A 16,693-nucleotide genomic window follows, 5' to 3' on the forward strand; every position below is an offset into this window, starting at 1 on the left:
GCTAGCCCGATGTCTGATTCGGCCGACGGGGCGGTCATCACTTCGGCGGATGGCGCCTGGTCAGGGCTGTGCTGTGATGGAGGCGTGCGGCAGTGGTCGGAAATTCCGGAGATGGGGCGCGACGCGGTCGGCGCGGTGCTGGTGTTCGTCGCCGGTTGCGCGCTGTATCTCACCGACCTGGTCATCTTGACCCAGCACGGAGTGGACGTGTCGCTGCCGGTGCGGCTCGGGGTGCTCGCCGCCCTCTGTGCCGCGATGCCGTTCCGTCGTCGAACGCCGGTATCGGCCATGTTCGCCGGGCTGGTACCGCTGGCCGTGGACCTCTGGCTCGGGCCGACGGTGCCGGTGTGGGTGGTCTACGGCGACCTGATCTACGCCGCGGTGTTGTATTCGAGCAGGCGGGCCTCGCGGAACATCACCAAGGGCTGGGCGGTGTTCTCGGTCCTCATCGTCATCGTGACACTGAGCCTGACCCGCGACGTACGGTCCGTCTCGCTTGCCGCCATCGCCATGTTCGCCTTCGTGGCGACCCCGCTGTGGTGGGCGAACACGGTGCGTACGCACAAGGAGATCGCCGACGCCGAACGTGCCCGCGCGCAAGCGCTGACGCTGGTCGGCGAACTCGACCGGCGCGCCGCCATCGCCGACGAGCGCACCACCATGGCGCGCGACCTGCACGATGTGATCGCCGGGCACCTGTCGGCGATCGCGATCCAGTCCGAGGCGGCGCTGGGCGTGCTGGCCCGCCGCGAGGCCGATCCCGCGGTGCTCGGGATCATGCGGTCGGTGCGCACCAACAGCGTCAGCGCGCTACAGGAGATGCGCACCATGATCGGCTTGCTGCGCAGCGACGGCGAGGCCGCGGACGAGGTGGCCGCGCCACGGCGGCTCGCGCAGTTGCCGATCCTGGTCGACGCGGCCCGCGCGGCCGGGGTCACCGTGCGGGTACGCGAAACCCTCGGCGACACCGAACTTCCCAGCGCGGTCGACCAGGCCGCGTACCGGATCGTCCAGGAGGCATTGACCAACGCCATGAAACACGCACCAGGACAAGGGGTCGACATCGACGTGCGCACGGAGAACGGGAAGCTGCGGGTGTCCGTGCGCAACCCGACACCAGCGGTAGCGTTGCGGCACACCGAGAACGGGGATCGGCACCACGGTCTGATCAACATGCGCGAGCGGGCCGCCGCCCTCGGCGGAAGTTTCACGGCCGGACCGGACGCGCAGGGCTGGGCCGTGCTGGCGATCCTCCCGCTGTCCGTGGCGAGTGCGTCATGACGATCCGGGTGCTGATCGCCGACGACCACGCCGCGATTCGCGCGGGACTGCGGATGATCCTGGACGCCGAGGACGATATCGAGGTGGTCGGCGAGGCCGCCGACGGCGATGTCGCGGTCGCCCAAGCCAAGGCGCTGCGCCCGCATGTGGTGCTGATGGATGTGCGGATGCCCGGAGTGGACGGGATCACCGCGACCGAACGGGTCACCGCCGACGGGCTGGCCAAGGTGCTGATCCTGACGACGTTCGATTTGGACGAGTACGTCTTCCGGACACTCCGGGCGGGCGCGTCGGGCTTCGTGCTGAAGTCGGCGTCGGGCCAGTCGCTGATCGATGCCGTCCGCACGGTGGCGGCGGGCGACGGCGTGCTCGCGCCCGAGGTGACGCGGGCGGTGATCACCGCGTTCGCCGCGACGAATACCGATGCGGCCGAACCGGAACCGGAGGGACTCGCCGATCTCACCGAGCGTGAACGCGAGGTGCTGGACTGTCTGGGCGAGGGGTTGTCCAACGCGCAGATCGCGAGCCGCCTGTTCATCGGCGAGACGACGGTGAAGACGCACGTGTCCCGGGTGCTGACGAAACTCGGTGTGCAGTCGCGGGTTCAGGCGGCCATCGTGGCGCGCGAGGTCCGCGACCGCTGATTACTTCGCGAGCTGAGCGAACACGCCGTCCGGACCGGGCCGGAACTCCTCGACGGCGATGACCGCGCCGGTCGGCAGCGGCCCGTACAGGTGCGGGAAGAGCATCGAGTCCGGGTCGGTCGGCACGCCGGGCTCCCACTTGACCGGCGCGCCGAGGCGGGCCGGATCCAGGCGCAGCAGCACCAGGTCGCGGCGGCCCGCGAAGAGCCGGTTGGCGGGCAGGTGCGCCTGCTGCGGCGCGGACAGATGGATGAACCCCACCTCGTCGAGCGAGGGCGCGCGGTACTCGCCGGTTTGCCGAGCGGAAAGCCACTCGCTCAAAGTGCATATGTGAACAAGCGTGTGAGTGTCGTGGGTCACGGGTAATCTCCCGGTAGACAACTGGATCGGCCTGTTCGAGGTGGTGACCACACGGAGTTCGTAGCGTGACCTGGCATGTTCGCCTGTAGCGAAATCCCTGGTCGTGTTATCGAAAACACACAGAATCACTTACGGGAACAAAGCCCCCGTCCCGAACGTCTGACAGAGTAGTCATACCACTGCTGGGAAGTAGCGGTAGCGAGCCCGCGGAGTGACCACGGGCCCCACACCAGGCAAACGGTCTGTGAACCGGGAGCCAGGACGGAGGAGTCATGCCAGGAACCCTGACTAGCACCCCACTGACCGCGGTCGATCGTTGCGACCGCTGCGGGGCGGCAGCACGAGTGCGCGCCGTTCTGCCCGCAGGTGGAGAGTTGCTCTTCTGCCAGCACCACGCGAACGAACACATGGATCGGCTGCGTGAGTTGGAAGCCGTGATCGATACGGCGTCCGCTCCCGCCCTCTGATCAACTCCTCGCGTCCTGACACAACAACATCCGACAACAGAACACCGTTTACCGCAGCGGGCGATCCACGGATCGCCCGCTGTTGGTGTGTTCGGGGATCTTCAGCTCACCGAGGATCCCATCCAGCAGGCGGTTGAGGCCGTACTCGAAAGCACCGGCCGGGTCCGCCGGGGCTTGATACAGCTCGCCGACCGCCGCGCCGACGCGCGACGACAACGGGAACGAATCGGACGGCATGGCCTCGGTGAGGAAGGGGCCGTGCACCTCCCACCACTGCGCATCGGTCATCACCTGCGTGTCGCGGTGCGCGGCGACCGCCATGCGGGCGTTGCCGGTGGCGAACTCCGACAGCACGGCGATCACCCGGTCCATCGCGACGTCCGACAGGCCGATCCCGTCGATGGCCGCCAGCTGCCGCTCGTAGCGACGCATCCGGCCGGGACCGATCACCAGGCGCCACGGCGACACCTCGAGCAGCCACGGATGCGCGATCAGCTCGGCCCGCGCCTGCCTGCCGATGCCGGCCATCCGCTCGCGTACCGGCAAGTGCGGTGAGATGGGCGCGTCCTCGTCGGCCACGGCGTCGACCATCAGCACCGTCAACGCGTCCTTGCTCGGCACGTAGGTGTACAGGCTCATCGGGCGCAGGCCCAGCTCGGCCGCTACCGCGCGAATGGATACCTTCGCGTACCCCTCGCGGTCGGCGAGGGCGACCGCCGCGTCGACCACGGCATCGACGCTGACGGTCTGTTTCGGCCCCCGACCGCCCGGTCGCGGCGGAAGCTCATGCCGCCACAGCAGACCCACCAACTGTTTCGCCTGTTCGACGGCGGATGCATCGGCCACGGGACTCCTCGGAACAAACTCGGTACTCTGTACGTTGTTCAGATACTTCGTACACCATACGCCGATTAAGGGGTTAGCTCTGCGCAGCACACAGGCCACCTATCTGCCCGACCGTCACATGTTCGCACTGTGGACCTGGACCGGGCAGCACATCGGGCCCGCACCGGCCTCGTTCGGCGAGCGGGAGACCATCGCACTCGCGGTACCGGTCGGCCCGGAAGGGGCGATCGAGGTCGCCGACGTCGATTGCGCGCTGATCGATCCCGAGGGATTCGCCGCATCGGACATCACTGACGCGGGCCCGTCGGTGCGCGTCTGGCGTACGGCACTGGGCGACGACTGCGACGTCGAGCTGCCGATCGCGGCGAACGCCGTGCCCAACGCGGCGGGTACCTCGATCGTGTCCGCCGAGCGCGCGGTCCGGACCCTGCGCGAAACGCAGTCCGTCGCCGCGGAATTGCGTTCGGCCCTGAAGGCCGATCTGCGGCCCTATCAGGTGCGCGGGGTCAGCTGGCTGCGGGAAACCACCGCGGCGCACGGAGGGGCCGTGCTGGCGGACGAGATGGGGCTCGGAAAGACGGTGCAGACCATCGGATTTCTGCTCGGCCCGGCTTCGGGGCCGCAGGTCGTCGTGTGCCCGACCTCGCTGGTGGGCAACTGGGCACATGAGATCGATCGGTTCGCGCCTGGGTTACGGGTGGTGGTGTGGCGCGGCGGTGCACTCGACGCCGCCCCGGGGAGCGTCGTCGTCACTGGGTATCCGACGTTGCGAATGCACGGGCAGCTGCTCGGCGACCAGCGTTGGGCGACCGCGGTTTTCGATGAGGCGCAGGCGTTGAAGAATCCGCGTACACAGCTCGCCAAGGCCGCGCGGGCGCTCGACGCCGAGGTGAGTGTCGCGTTGACCGGCACGCCGGTGGAGAACCATCTCGAAGAGTTGTGGGCGCTGCTGAACCTGGTGACGCCCAGGCTGTTCGGGCACAAGACGCAGTTCCGGCGACGGTTCGTCCGGCCGATCCAAGAAGGGTCCGCGGCCGCGGCGGCCCGGTTACAGGACGCCATCGAACCCGTTGTCCTCGCGCGCAAGAAGGCGCAGGTCGCCGCGTCGCTGCCCGCCAAGATCCACACCGATCTGCTGTGCGATCTCACCGGCGAACAGGAAGACCTCTACGACAAGCTGCTCGATCGCGCCATCGATGACGGATTCGGTTCCGGCGTAGAGCGACAGGGCCGAGTGCTCGCGGCGCTCACCGCGCTCAAGCAGGTCTGCAACCATCCCGGCCTGGTCACCGGCGAGCTCACCGAACTGGCAGGCCGGTCCGGAAAGCTCGACCTGTGCACCGATATTCTCGCCAACAACCTCGACACCGGCGCTCCGACACTGATTTTCACCCAGTATCGGCAGTCCGGTGAGCTACTGGTCCGGCATCTCGCCGAGCAGTTCGGGATCGCCGCCCCGTTCTTCCACGGTGGCCTGAACCAGGCCGAGCGCGCCGCCATCGTGACCGGCTTCCAAGCCGAGGACGGGCCGCCGGTGCTCGTGCTCAGCCTGCGCGCGGCAGGCACCGGCCTCACTTTGACCCGTGCCGCCGACGTCATCCACTTCGACCGTTGGTGGAACCCGGCGGTGGAGGCGCAGGCCTCGGACCGTGCGCACCGCATCGGACAGACCCGCACGGTCACCGTCACCACGCTCACCTCGACCACCACCGTGGAAGAGCACATCGCCCGCATGCACGACCGCAAGTCGGCGCTCTCCGATCTCGGCGATTCGGCCGGCATCGCCGCGCTGGCCCGCCTCGACGACGACCAGCTCGTCGAAATCCTGCGCCGGAAGAGGGCAAACTGATGGCGGACAACGAATTCGGCTACACCAAGTGGGGCATGGACTGGGTGCGGCTGGCCGAGCCGATCAGCCAGACCCGTCCCGAGCCGCTGCTCCCCCGGGCCCGCAGTATCGCCCGCAACGGCGGCGCGCAGACCACGATCGAGGGGCGCATCGTGCGCGCCGCCATCCATCGCGGTAACGAGGCATCGGTGACCCACCTCGAGGTGGCGCCGCTGCCGCGCGCGGCGATCACCGCGATCGGCGAGCTCATCCCGGATACGGCCGTCCTCACCGATGAGATGCACCAGGCGGTGGTCGCGGCGGGCGTCACCCTCGCGCCGGTGCTGGCCGGTACCGACTGCTCGTGCAAGGCGCGGTCGGCGCGGTGCCTGCATGTGCTGGCCGTGTTCTATGACATGGCGCGGCGGGTGGACGAGAACCCGCGGCTCGCCTTGGAGGTGCAGGGGTATTTCCGAGGCGCACAGGATGATTCGCCCGTGGCGGCGGAAGTGCCGCGGTGGGTGCCGATCAACGCGCTCGATCCGGCGGACTACTTCGGGGAGCTGTCGACGACACCGGCCTGATCGAGCCAGGGTTCGCCGTTCAGCTCGGGCGGCGGGCTCGGAATCGGAAACTGGTTGTGCCGGTTTCTATTTCGATGTCGGTGAAGCCGATGCGGGTCAATCGGTCGGCGGCGGTCTCCGGGGGTACGGGTACGCAGGTGTCGCCGAGGTGGATCAGCCGGAACATTCGGCTGTCGAGTCCGTCGCTGCCCGCGAACACACCGCCCGGTCGCAGGACGCGCAGTGCCTCGGCGAACAGCGCGTCCTGTTGACCGGGTGTCGGCACGTGGTGCAGCATCGTGAAGCACACAACCGAGTCGAATTGCCTTGGCGGGAAAGGCATGTCGGCTCCATCGCCGTCCACCACGGTCATCGCCGCACCATGCCGGGTGCGCAGGCGGGCGGCGAGGGCCGGTTCGATCTCGACGCCGGTGAGGGTGTCGGCGCGGTCGAGCAGGGCGCGCACATTCGCACCGTAGCCGGGGCCGATCTCCAACGCCGAGGCCCCGAGATCCAGTCCGGACAGCGCCCACGGCACGATCCGCGTCGCGCTGGCCCGTTCCCACATCGATGAGCGGCATAGCAGTCGGTGCAAGAGGTTCATCGCCATGCCCATGACGCTAGGAGCGGACAACCGTGACCACGAGCGGCTACGGTGACATATTGTGTCGCAGAACGGCCAACCTTCGGTACACGGGGTCCCGCCCGGTGCCACGGCGATGGTGTTCGGTGCCGGTGTGCTACCCGCCGGACACTGGTTCGACACGCACGAGCATCCGCAGCACCAGATCGCCTGGGCCGCACGGGGAGTCATCGCCGTCGAGGTGGCCGACGACCGCTGGGTGCTGCCGCCGACGCGAGCGCTGTGGATCCCCGGCGGCACCCGGCACCGCACCGGTAGCGCCGACGGCGCGGAAATGCGTGGCATCTACGTCGAACCCGAGCGCTGCCCGGTGACCTTCACCGCGCCGACCATGCTGCGCGTCACCCGCCTGCTGCACGAGTTGTTCGACCATCTCGGGGCACCCGCCACCGCCGCCGCGCGTCGCGAACGCGCGGAGGCGGTGGTCTTCGATCTGCTCGAGCCGGTCGAGGTGATCCCCGTCGGCGCCCACCGCCCCACCGACCCCCGCGCGCGGCAGGTAGCCGACGCGCTGACCGACGATCCCGCCGACCCGCGCACCCTGGCCGGGTTCGCGGCGGCCGTCGCGACCAGTCCGCGCACGCTGGCCCGCTTGTTCATCGCGGAAACCGGAATCACCTTCGGCCAGTGGCGAACCCAGATCCGCCTGGCCAGCTCACTGCCGCTGCTCGCCGCCGGACTGCCGATCGCCCGCATCGCGGGCCGAGTCGGCTACGCCGCGCCGAGCGCCTACGTCGCGGCGTTCCGCCGTGCTGTCGGCGTCTCCCCAGGTCGCTACTTCTCGGGATAATCCGGCATCATGGCCCATCTTCAAGCGTTGGTGCCGCCGTCAACGGTGAAGATCGCGCCGGTGACGCTGCGGCCGGAGTCGCCCGCGAGGAACGCCACCATCGCCGCCATGTCCTCCGGCTGCGCGAAACGGCCGAGTGCGGTCAGTTCGATCTGCGCGTCGTAGTGCCCGCCGTCGACCGGATTCATGTCCGTCACAGTGGATCCCGGCTGTAGCAGGTTCACGGTGATGTTCCGGGGTCCGAGTTCACGCGCGAGGGCCTTGGTGAATCCGTTCAGCGCCGACTTGCTGAGGTTGTAGAGCGAAAGTCCGTCGAACGGGGCGTGCTCGGAGAGGTTGCTGCCGACGCTGATGATCCGGCCTCCGCCGGTCATGTGCGCCACCGCGGCCTGCGCGCCGACGAACGCGGCCCGCGCATGGATGTTCAACGCGCGGTCGACCTCCTCGACGGTGAATTCCTCGAACGGCTTCGCCGGAAAGATGCCCGCGTTGTTCACCAGGATGTCGAGCCGGCCCAGTTCGCTCGCGGCCTGGTTCACCGCGGCGACCACCTCGCCCGCGTCGGCACTGTCCGCGCGGATCGCCACGGCCCGGCGGCCGAGCGATTCGATCTCCGCCGCAACGGCTTTCGCCTGCACCTCGGCGCTCTGATAGGTGATCGCCACGTCCGCGCCGTCGGCGGCCAGCTTGCGTGCGATCGCCGCCCCGATTCCGCGGCTGCCGCCGGTCACCAGTGCCACCTTGCCCGTGAGATCCGACATCGGTAGTCCTCCAAATTCTGTGTCGATCAGTACATAAATAGCTAAGCGCAGGGAGGGCATCGGCGTCAAGGGGTATATTTAACGATCGACACAGAAAGGACCGACCATGGCCGAACGGGGACGACCACGCGCCTTCGACCGCACCGAAGCGTTGCGCCGCGCCATGGAGGTGTTCTGGGAACACGGCTACGAGGGCTCGTCGATGAACGACCTCACCTCCGCGATGGGCATCAATTCGCCGAGCCTGTATGCGGCGTTCGGCGGTAAGGAAGCGCTGTTCCGGGAGGCCGTCGACCTCTACGGGCAGACCGATGGCGGGTACACCGAGCGGGCGTTGCGCGAGGAGCCGACGGCGCGGGCCGCCATCGAGGCGATGTTGCGGGACAACGCGATCGCCTACACCGTCGATGACAAACCGCACGGCTGCATGGTCGTGCTCGCCGGGTCCACCTACACGACGCGGAGCGAGAGCATTCGCGACTTTCTCGTCGAAAAGCGGTTGGAGACAACCGAAGACATTCGCCGTCGACTAGACCGCGGTGTCGCCGAGGGCGATCTGGCGGCCGAGGTCAACACCGCCGCACTGGCCCGCTTCTACACCACCGTGCTGTACGGCCTGTCGATTCAGGCGCGGGACGGTGCGTCGTTGGCGGAGCTGACGCAGTCCATCGACTGCGCGATGGCCGCTTGGCCGACATCTGCCTGAACGGAATCCCTTGACAGTAGGCCGGATTCGCAGCCTACGCCGCTACATCCGCCGCAATGCCGCGATCCGCTCGGCTAGCTGCTCGGCCGATGCCAATGCTGTTGGTGGCCCGCCACATTCGCGACGTAGTTCACCATGGATCACGCCGTGCGGTTTGTTGGTGCGATGGTGATGCATGGCGACCAAGCTGTTGAGTTCACGCCGCAGCTCGCCCAATCGGTCTGCGGTGGCGACCCGTTCGGCCGCACTGGCGACCTGCGGGCCGGGATCGGGAGCGGCGGCGGGCTCGCCACGGTCGGCGATCTGGCGGGACTGTCGTTCACGCAGCAGCGCGCGCATCTGGTCGGCATCGAGCAGCCCGGGAATACCCAGGTAGTCGGCCTCCTCGTCGCTGCCCGCGAAAGTGGCGGTGCCGAAGGAGGATCCGTCGTAGATCACCTGGTCCAGCTCGGCGTCGGCGGCGAGCGCGACGAAGGACTTCTCTTCCTCGCCCGGCTCGTCTTTCTGCTTGTTCGCGTCGATCAGCAGCTCGTCGTCGAGCCCGTCCTTCTCCCGGTGCGGCTTGCCGATGACGTGGTCGCGCTGCAGTTCCAGCTGCGCGGCCAGATCCAGCAGCACCGGCACGGACGGTAGGAACACGCTCGCGGTCTCGCCGGGTCGGCGGGCACGCACGAAACGGCCGATGGCCTGCGCGAAGTACAGCGGCGTCGAAGCGCTGGTCGCGTACACGCCGACCGCGAGCCGCGGCACGTCCACGCCCTCCGACACCATCCGCACCGCGACCATCCACGGCTGGGTGGTCGCGGCGAACTGGCCGATCCGGTCCGAGGAGTCCGGATCGTCGGACAACACCAGCGCGGGCTTCTCGCCCGAAATGTGTTCCAGTAGTTCGGCGTAGTCGCGGGCGCGGTCCTGGTCGGTGGCGATCACCAGGCCACCCGCGTCCGGCATGCCCGTGCTGCGCAACTGGCGCAGCCGCATGTCGGCGGCGCGCAGCACCGCGGAGATCCAGTCGCCCGCCGGGTCCAGCGCGGTGCGCCAGGCGCGGGCGGTCTGTTCGGCGTTGAGCGGCTCGCCGAGGCGGGCGGTGTACTCCTCGCCCGCGCTGTCGCGCCAGTGCGCCTCGCCCGAATACGCGAGGAACACCACGGGCCGGACCACGCCGTCGGCCAGCGCCTCGGAGTAGCCGTAGGCGTGGTCGGCGCGCGAACGCGGGAACCCGGACTCGTCGGGTTCGTACGTGATGAACGGGATCTGGCTGTCGTCGCTGCGGAACGGGGTTCCGGTGAGCGCGAGACGGCGGGTGGCGTCGCCGAACGCGTCGGCGGTCGCCTCACCCCAGCTCTTCGCGTCGCCCGCATGGTGGATCTCGTCGAGAATGACCAGGGTCCTGCGGTTTTCGGTGCGCACCCGATGCCGGGACGGGTGCGAGGCGACCTGGGCGTAGGTGACGACGACACCGTGATAGTCGCCGGAAGTGCCGCCGGTGGCGTTGGAGAACCGCGAATCCAGCGCGATCCCGGCGCGGGCCGCGGATTGCGCCCACTGGTGCTTGAGGTGTTCGGTGGGGGCGACGACGGTGATCTGGTCCACGGTGCGGTCGGCGAGCAGTTCGGCGGCCACCCGCAGCGCGAACGTGGTCTTACCGGCGCCGGGCGTGGCCACCGCGAGGAAGTCGCGTGGCTTGCTCGACAAGTACTTCGTCAACGCCCGGCGCTGCCAGGCACGCAGCGATCCGCCGCCCGATGTACCGGAGCTGTTCGGCGTCCCCGAAGCGTGGGGTGTTACCGAATCGCCCGGTGTCTCCGCTTTTCCCGCCACAGCGGCGCCACCCGACCCAGTCACGCCGTCGACCCTACTGGCCCCGCACGGCGTGTTGCCAAACCGACGCGGCATGGGCGATAGGCATCACATGTTCAACTACCGACACGCCGGAATTCACCCGTTGCCCGACGACACGTAGCCCCCGGAATCCAGTGCGGGAACCCCAGGTGCGCGATGCTGTAAGCACGATGACCCACGAAAACGCCCCGCCGAGCGAGCCACTGAGGACCGACATACCGTCGCTCAGTGGTGGTATCGCCGCGCGGGAGCTGAGCTGGTCCCAGCGCATGATCATCAGCCTGCGGCGTGCCCGCAGACAGACCACCAAGCTGGTGGTGCGGGTGGCGGGGAAAGCTTGGGACGACTCGATCTTCACCAAATCCGCGGCAGGCGCGTTCTGGCAGACGCTGTCGCTGGCGCCGCTGCTGCTCGGAGTGCTCGGCAGCCTCGGCTATGTCGGTACCTGGTTCGGGCCGGACACCGTGGAGATCGTCGAATCCAAGATCATCTCGTTCAGCCGGGACCTGTTCAGCCCCGCGGTGGTGTCCGATCTGATCGAGCCCACCGTCAGCGACGTGCTCGGCAAGGGGCGCGGCGCGGTGGTGTCGGTGGGGTTCGTGCTGTCGCTGTGGGCGGGATCGTCGGCGATGTCGACCTTCGTCGACGCGATCGTCGAGGCGCACGATCAGCAGGACCTGCGACATCCGGTGTGGCAGCGCATTTTCGCGCTGCTGCTGTATGTCGGGTTCCTGGTGGCCTCGGTGTTCATCCTGCCGCTGGTGGCGCTCGGGCCCACGTTGATCGGGCGGGTGCTGCCGGAGCCGTGGCGGGTGACCGGGCTGCAGCTGCTGGACTTCTTCTACTACCCCGGTGTCGGGTTGCTGCTGATTATCGTGCTGACCACGCTGTACAAGCTGGCGTTGCACACGTCGTTGCCCTGGCACCGGCTGTTCGGCGGGGCGATGGTCGCGGCTGTCTTCTTCATCACAGCCAGTGAGGGGCTGCGGCGGTATCTGTCCTGGGTCACCCAGACCGGCGTGAGTTACGGCGCGCTGGCGACGCCGATCGCGTTCCTGCTGTTCACCTATTTCCTCGGCTTCGCGGTGATCCTCGGCGCGGAATTCAACGCTGCCGTGCAGGAGTTCTGGCCGGCCCGGACGACCCGGCTCGACCAGGTGAAGGAGTGGATCGCCAACCAGTGGGGCGGCGATTCGGCCGAGGAGGACAACGACGACCCGAAGACGGCGACTACCGAGACGGCGGAGGAGCCTCCGCCGTCAGCTGGCGACACATCCCGACCGCCGTCCGCGGCGCCCGCGCAGGCGCCGCAGCAGCCTCACTCGCCCTTCTTCAGCCCGTCGTAGACCTTCTTGCAGTCCGGGCAGACCGGCGAACCGGGCTTGGGCGACCGGGTCACCGGAAAGACCTCACCGCACAGCGCGACGACATGGGTGCCCATGACGGCGCTCTCCGCGATCCGGTCCTTCTTGACGTAGTGGAAGAACTTCGGGGTGTCGTCGCTCGTCGACTCGTCGGTGGTCGAATCCGGGCGAACCTTGGTGTCGGTGCTCACGGGTTCAATGATGCCGTATCAGTTCGAGAGGTGACGGATCACGGTCGGGTGTCCGGCTGACCACGCTGTGTGCGCCGCGGCTCCGACAGTGGAAGACTCAGGGTATGCAGCAGCACGGCGACACCCCCGGCGCCGACGACATCGGCCGTGGTGACCGCCCGGACGTGACGATGCCGCCAGCCTCCGGTCGATCGGCCGGGTACTTCCCCGGCAACGACAACAAGCATCCGGTCCTGATCACCGAGGCCCAGCCGTCGCTGGAAGACCAGCACCGCTCCCGGGTCCGCCGGTACACCATCATCATGGCCTTCCGCATCCCCTGCCTGGTCCTCGCCGCGATCGCCTACAGCACCTTCGGCAGCGCCCTACTAGCCATCCTCATCATCGCGGTATCCATCCCCCTCCCCTGGGTAGCAGTCCTCATCGCCAACGACCGCCCACCCCGCCGCAAAGACGAACCAAGCCGCTGGGACGAACGCCGCACCGCCATAGAATCCCGCCGCCACAACGCCATCGACACCTGACGCCTTGTCCCCAGCCGGGGCAAGCAACGGGACATGAGCGCGGCATCCGTCGAGCAGGGCTCCACCACGTCCCGCTCAAGACCAGCAGCAGCTCGGACCGCGCCGAATGGGACACCACTGCGGCATCGAGCGAGTAGACGCGCCACTATGTCCCGCTCGCGAACCACCGTGAACCTGGTTGGCGCCGAACGGGACATCACCGCGGCATCGGTCGAGTAGAAGCTCCACCATGTCCCATTCGCGACCCAACGTCAGCCTCTGGCGCGGCGAACGGGACACCAGCGCGCCATTGAACAAGTAGACGCTCCACTGTGTTCCGCTCGCGAACAGCACCGACCGAGGCCGCGCTGAAGCTCCAACGCCAGTCGCCCAAGACCGCAAACGGGACATCAGCGCGCCATCGGTCGAGTGGAAGCTCCGCCATGTCCCGCTCGCGAACCAGCGTGAACCTGGTTGGCGCCGAACGGGACATCACCGCGGCATCCGTCGAGTGGAAGCTCCACTATGTCCCGCTCGCGAACCAGCGTGAACCTGGTTGGCGCCGAACGGGACATCACCGCGGCATCCGTCGTGTGGAAGCTCCATCGTGTCCCGCTCGCGAACAGCACCAACCGAGACCGCGCGGAAGCTCCGGCGCCAGGCGCGCAATCGACCGCAAACGGGACATTAGCGCGCTATCGGTCGAGTAAACGCGCCACTATGTCCCGCTCCCGAACCAGCGGGCGCCTGGACGGCGCCGAACGGGACATCACCGCGGCATCCGTCGAGTAGAAGCTCCGCTATGTCCCGCTCGCGAACCAACGTGCGCCTCGATGGCGCCGAACGGGACATCAGCGCGGCATCGGGCGAGTAGAAGCTCCGCCATGTCCCATTCGCGACCCCAACGTCAGCCGCTGGCGCGACGAACGGGACACCACCGCGCCATCGATCGAGTGGAAGCTCCGCCATGTCCCGCTCGCGAACCACCGTGCGCCTCGATGGCGCCGAACGGGACATGAGCGCGGCATCGAACGAGTAGAAGCTCCGCCATGTCCCATTCGCGACCCCAACGTCAGCCGCTGGCGCGACGAACGGGACACCACCGCGCCATCGGGCGAGTAGAAGCTCCGCCATGTCCCGCTCGCGAACCAGCGTGAACCTGGTTGGCGCGGATCGGGACATCACCGCGGCATCGGGCGAGTAGAAGCTCCACCGTATCCCGCTCGCGAACAGCACCAACCGAGGCCGCGCTGAATCTCCAGCGACAGTCGCGTAATCGACCGCAAACGGGACATGAGCGCGCTATCGGTCAAGTAGACGCACCACTACGTCCCCCCCGCGACACCAGCAACGGCTCGGGCCGCGTCAAACGGGACATCACCGCGGCATCCGTCGAGTGGAAGCTCCACTATGTCCCGCTCGCGAACCACCGTGCGCCTGGTTGGCGCCGAACGGGACATCAGCGGAGCGTGCGCCGAACGGGACATCAGCGCGGCGTCGGGCGAGTAGAAACTCCACCGTGTCCCGCTCGCGAACCAACGGCAGCCTGAGCGTGCGCCGAACGGGACACCAGCGCGGCATCGGTCGAGTGGAAGCTCCGCCATGTCCCGTTCGGGACCCGGCATCAGCCTGGGATGCGGGGGACGAGGGGATCAGGGGAGTTGGGGGTGGTGGGGGGTGGGGTGGGGTTGGGGGTGTGGAGGATGAAGGCGGACATCAGGGCGGCTGTGGCGCATAGGGCGCCGGCTAGGTACCAGGCGAGGTTGTAGGTGCCTTGGAGGTCGCGGATTACGCCTGCGCCGGTGGCGGCTATGGCGGAACCGATTTGGTGGGAGGCGAAGACCCAGCCGAAGGCTACGGGGGCGTTGCTGCCGAAGAGTTCGCGGCAGAGCATGACGGTGGGCGGGACGGTGGCGACCCAGTCCAGGCCGTAGAAGACGATGAACACCCAGAGGCTGGGTTGGGTGTGTGGGCCGAGCAGTGACGGCAGGATGAGCAGCGACAATCCGCGCAGCGTGTAGTAGCCGATCAAGAGATAACGCGGGTCGATGCGGTCGGTCAGCCAGCCGGACGCGATGGTGCCCGCGACATCGAAGATGCCGACGACGGCGAGCAGGCTCGCGGCGGCGGTCGGCGGCATGCCGTGATCGTGCGCGGCGCTGACGAAATGGGTGCCGACCAGACCGTTGGTCGACGCGCCGCACACCGCGAATCCGCCTGCCAGCAACCAGAATCCGCGCGTACGCGCGATCTCGACCAGCACGGTCAGCGCCCGCGCAGCACCGACACCCGCCGGGGTGCGGGTGCCGACGACACTGTCCACCTCGGCACCGTAGGCGGTGACGCCGACATCGCTCGGAAAGTCCCTGATGAACAGTAGCACCAACGGCACAACGGCCAGCGCCGCCCCGGCGACGATCAGCGACGGCAGCCGCCACCCGTGCGCGTGCGCCAGCGCCGACACCAGTGGCAGGAAAATCAGCTGACCGGTCGCGCCCGCCGCGGTCAGCACCCCGGTGACCAGGCCGCGCTGCCGCACGAACCAGCGTCCGGTGATGGTCGCCACGAACGGCATCGACATCGATCCCACGCCGATGCCCACCAACAGTCCCCAGGTCAACATCAGATGCCACGGCTGGGTCATGAACACGGTCAACCCGGCACCGCCCGCGACGAGCACCAGCGCACACGACACCACCTTGCGAATGCCGAACCGGTCCATCAAGGCCGCGGCGAACGGCGAAATCAGCCCGTACAGCAGCAGATTCAGCGATACGGCCGCCCCGATTGTGCCGTGTGACCAACCGAACTCCTCGTGCAGCGGATCCATCAGCACACTGGGCACCGAGCGGAACGCGGCGGCGCCGAGCAGCGTGACGAACCCGACCCCCGCGACGATCCACGCGGGATGCAGACGACGCCGGTCAATGGTGTTCTCGGACGGTACGGTCGGCGGCGTCTGTAGTTCGGTCACCCGCTGAGAGTGCCGGAAAATCGCTCACCCAACGAGTGGCCGGAATGCCACAAATCACCAAGATCGTGCCAGCACGCGTGACACGCCAATCCGCTCGACAGCGCGCGCGGCTTTCCCTAGGGTGGCCCGGGGAACAAGACAGGAGTGAACATGATTCGGTGGATCTGGGCTTTCCTGGACCGCCCCGCCCAGCGTTTCGACGACTGCGCGAAGTTCTGGTCCACAGTCACCGGTACCCAGCTCTCGGCCCGCCGCGGCGAGCACGACGAATTCCTCACGCTGCTACCGGATCCCGCGCGTTTTTCCGCCGCGGGCGTGAAGATGCAGTCGGTCACCGGCCTGGGCGGCGTCCACCTCGACCTCGACGTCGACCACATCCCGACCGCCGTGCGCACTGCGCTCGACCTCGGTGCCGAACTGGTCGCCAACCACCCCGACTACGCGGTGCTGCGCTCCCCCAGCGGCCAAACCTTCTGCCTCACCCCGAGCAGGCGCACGAAGGGCACCCCCGCTCCCGCCGTGCCCGGCCCCGACGGCACCCTCAGCCGACTCGATCAGGTCTGCCTCGACATCGGCCCCACCGACTACGCCACCGAGACCGAATTCTGGAAGTCGTTGACCGGCTGGAACTTCCAGCATGGCCGACTCCCCGAGTTCGCCCGGCTACGCGCCGACGAACCCTTCCCCATCCAGCTGCTGCTCCAGCGCCTCGGCGAAGACCGCCCCACCAGCGCGCACATCGATTTGTCCTCCTCGGACATCACCGCCACCGCCGCGTGGCACGAAACCCTCGGCGCCACAGTGGTAGACCGCTACGAACACTGGATCGTGATGAGCGACCCGGCCGACGCGCCGTACTGCGTCACGGCGCGCGACCCGAAAGGCGTCTGACGGGATTGCGCCTGTGACACGGCGAACACCTGGCAAGTA

The 16,693-nt window shown here is 68.1% G+C and carries 17 protein-coding genes; 10 read left to right on the forward strand and 7 right to left on the reverse strand.

Translation table 11 applies throughout. The annotated features are described in order from the left end of the window. Nucleotides 1-9 precede the first annotated feature (9 nt). Nucleotides 10-1,281 carry a sensor histidine kinase gene (locus ACFK0J_RS27140; protein ID WP_378731996.1) on the forward strand — a complete coding sequence of 424 codons (1,272 nt, stop codon included), beginning with the start codon at nucleotides 10-12 and terminating at the stop codon, nucleotides 1,279-1,281. Then, nucleotides 1,278-1,925: a response regulator gene (locus ACFK0J_RS27145; RefSeq protein WP_378731997.1), complete on the forward strand. Its 648-nt coding sequence runs from the start codon at nucleotides 1,278-1,280 to the stop codon at nucleotides 1,923-1,925. Before ACFK0J_RS27140 ends, ACFK0J_RS27145 begins: the two co-directional genes overlap by 4 nt. Here ACFK0J_RS27145 and ACFK0J_RS27150 read toward each other — a convergent pair whose 3' ends face one another. Next, nucleotides 1,926-2,246 (reverse strand): DUF952 domain-containing protein, encoded by a 321-nt coding sequence (locus ACFK0J_RS27150; RefSeq protein ID WP_378731999.1) that lies wholly within the window; start codon nucleotides 2,244-2,246, stop codon nucleotides 1,926-1,928. It abuts the gene before it with no gap. 311 nt (nucleotides 2,247-2,557) lie between these two features. Between ACFK0J_RS27150 and ACFK0J_RS27155 the strand changes: the two genes are divergently transcribed. After that, nucleotides 2,558-2,752, forward strand: coding sequence for a hypothetical protein (locus tag ACFK0J_RS27155; protein ID WP_246634043.1), 195 nt, complete (start codon nucleotides 2,558-2,560; stop codon nucleotides 2,750-2,752). A 48-nt stretch (nucleotides 2,753-2,800) separates the two neighbouring features. On the opposite strand, the gene ACFK0J_RS27160 is transcribed toward ACFK0J_RS27155, so the two are convergent. Further along, a complete protein-coding gene (locus ACFK0J_RS27160) occupies nucleotides 2,801-3,598 on the reverse strand; it encodes a TetR/AcrR family transcriptional regulator C-terminal domain-containing protein (RefSeq protein WP_378732002.1) in 798 nt (265 codons plus the stop codon). 118 nt (nucleotides 3,599-3,716) lie between these two features. Here ACFK0J_RS27160 and ACFK0J_RS27165 point away from each other — a divergent pair, with 118 nt between their 5' ends. Next, nucleotides 3,717-5,447 (forward strand): DEAD/DEAH box helicase, encoded by a 1,731-nt coding sequence (locus ACFK0J_RS27165; RefSeq protein ID WP_378732004.1) that lies wholly within the window; start codon nucleotides 3,717-3,719, stop codon nucleotides 5,445-5,447. Further along, entirely contained in the window at nucleotides 5,447-6,010 is a 564-nt protein-coding gene (locus ACFK0J_RS27170) for an SWIM zinc finger family protein (RefSeq protein ID WP_378732006.1), read from the forward strand. Before ACFK0J_RS27165 ends, ACFK0J_RS27170 begins: the two co-directional genes overlap by 1 nt. Before the next feature lie 19 nt (nucleotides 6,011-6,029). Here ACFK0J_RS27170 and ACFK0J_RS27175 read toward each other — a convergent pair whose 3' ends face one another. After that, on the reverse strand, nucleotides 6,030-6,599 hold the full coding sequence (locus ACFK0J_RS27175) for a class I SAM-dependent methyltransferase (RefSeq protein WP_378732008.1): 570 nt from the start codon (nucleotides 6,597-6,599) through the stop codon (nucleotides 6,030-6,032). A gap of 55 nt (nucleotides 6,600-6,654) precedes the next feature. Between ACFK0J_RS27175 and ACFK0J_RS27180 the strand changes: the two genes are divergently transcribed. After that, nucleotides 6,655-7,422, forward strand: coding sequence for an AraC family transcriptional regulator (locus ACFK0J_RS27180; RefSeq protein ID WP_378732010.1), 768 nt, complete (start codon nucleotides 6,655-6,657; stop codon nucleotides 7,420-7,422). A 20-nt stretch (nucleotides 7,423-7,442) separates the two neighbouring features. Here ACFK0J_RS27180 and ACFK0J_RS27185 read toward each other — a convergent pair whose 3' ends face one another. After that, entirely contained in the window at nucleotides 7,443-8,183 is a 741-nt protein-coding gene (locus tag ACFK0J_RS27185; RefSeq protein ID WP_378732012.1) for an SDR family NAD(P)-dependent oxidoreductase, read from the reverse strand. A gap of 106 nt (nucleotides 8,184-8,289) precedes the next feature. Here ACFK0J_RS27185 and ACFK0J_RS27190 point away from each other — a divergent pair, with 106 nt between their 5' ends. After that, nucleotides 8,290-8,889, forward strand: a complete 600-nt coding sequence (locus tag ACFK0J_RS27190) for a TetR/AcrR family transcriptional regulator (protein ID WP_378732014.1) — start codon at nucleotides 8,290-8,292, stop codon at nucleotides 8,887-8,889. A 42-nt stretch (nucleotides 8,890-8,931) separates the two neighbouring features. Here ACFK0J_RS27190 and ACFK0J_RS27195 read toward each other — a convergent pair whose 3' ends face one another. Next, nucleotides 8,932-10,620, reverse strand: a complete 1,689-nt coding sequence (locus ACFK0J_RS27195) for a DEAD/DEAH box helicase (protein WP_378743046.1) — start codon at nucleotides 10,618-10,620, stop codon at nucleotides 8,932-8,934. 380 nt (nucleotides 10,621-11,000) lie between these two features. On the opposite strand from ACFK0J_RS27195, the gene ACFK0J_RS27200 reads away from it, so the two are divergent. After that, a complete protein-coding gene (locus ACFK0J_RS27200; protein ID WP_378743048.1) occupies nucleotides 11,001-12,077 on the forward strand; it encodes a YihY/virulence factor BrkB family protein in 1,077 nt (358 codons plus the stop codon). Here the strand turns inward: ACFK0J_RS27200 and ACFK0J_RS27205 are convergent. Then, the gene (locus ACFK0J_RS27205) at nucleotides 12,050-12,286 is read right to left on the reverse strand and encodes a DUF3039 domain-containing protein (protein WP_218470335.1); all 237 of its coding nucleotides are present in this window, start codon (nucleotides 12,284-12,286) and stop codon (nucleotides 12,050-12,052) included. The genes ACFK0J_RS27200 and ACFK0J_RS27205 overlap by 28 nt on opposite strands. 104 nt (nucleotides 12,287-12,390) lie before the next feature. Here ACFK0J_RS27205 and ACFK0J_RS27210 point away from each other — a divergent pair, with 104 nt between their 5' ends. Further along, nucleotides 12,391-12,810: a DUF3099 domain-containing protein gene (locus ACFK0J_RS27210; protein ID WP_378732016.1), complete on the forward strand. Its 420-nt coding sequence runs from the start codon at nucleotides 12,391-12,393 to the stop codon at nucleotides 12,808-12,810. A gap of 1,603 nt (nucleotides 12,811-14,413) precedes the next feature. Here ACFK0J_RS27210 and ACFK0J_RS27215 read toward each other — a convergent pair. Continuing rightward, on the reverse strand, nucleotides 14,414-15,763 hold the full coding sequence (locus ACFK0J_RS27215; protein WP_378732018.1) for an MFS transporter: 1,350 nt from the start codon (nucleotides 15,761-15,763) through the stop codon (nucleotides 14,414-14,416). A 150-nt stretch (nucleotides 15,764-15,913) separates the two neighbouring features. On the opposite strand from ACFK0J_RS27215, the gene ACFK0J_RS27220 reads away from it, so the two are divergent. Further along, nucleotides 15,914-16,654: a VOC family protein gene (locus tag ACFK0J_RS27220; protein WP_378732020.1), complete on the forward strand. Its 741-nt coding sequence runs from the start codon at nucleotides 15,914-15,916 to the stop codon at nucleotides 16,652-16,654. The last annotated feature ends 39 nt before the right edge of the window (nucleotides 16,655-16,693 follow it).

Source organism: Nocardia brasiliensis (assembly GCF_042691675.1).
GTDB lineage: Bacteria > Actinomycetota > Actinomycetes > Mycobacteriales > Mycobacteriaceae > Nocardia > Nocardia brasiliensis_D.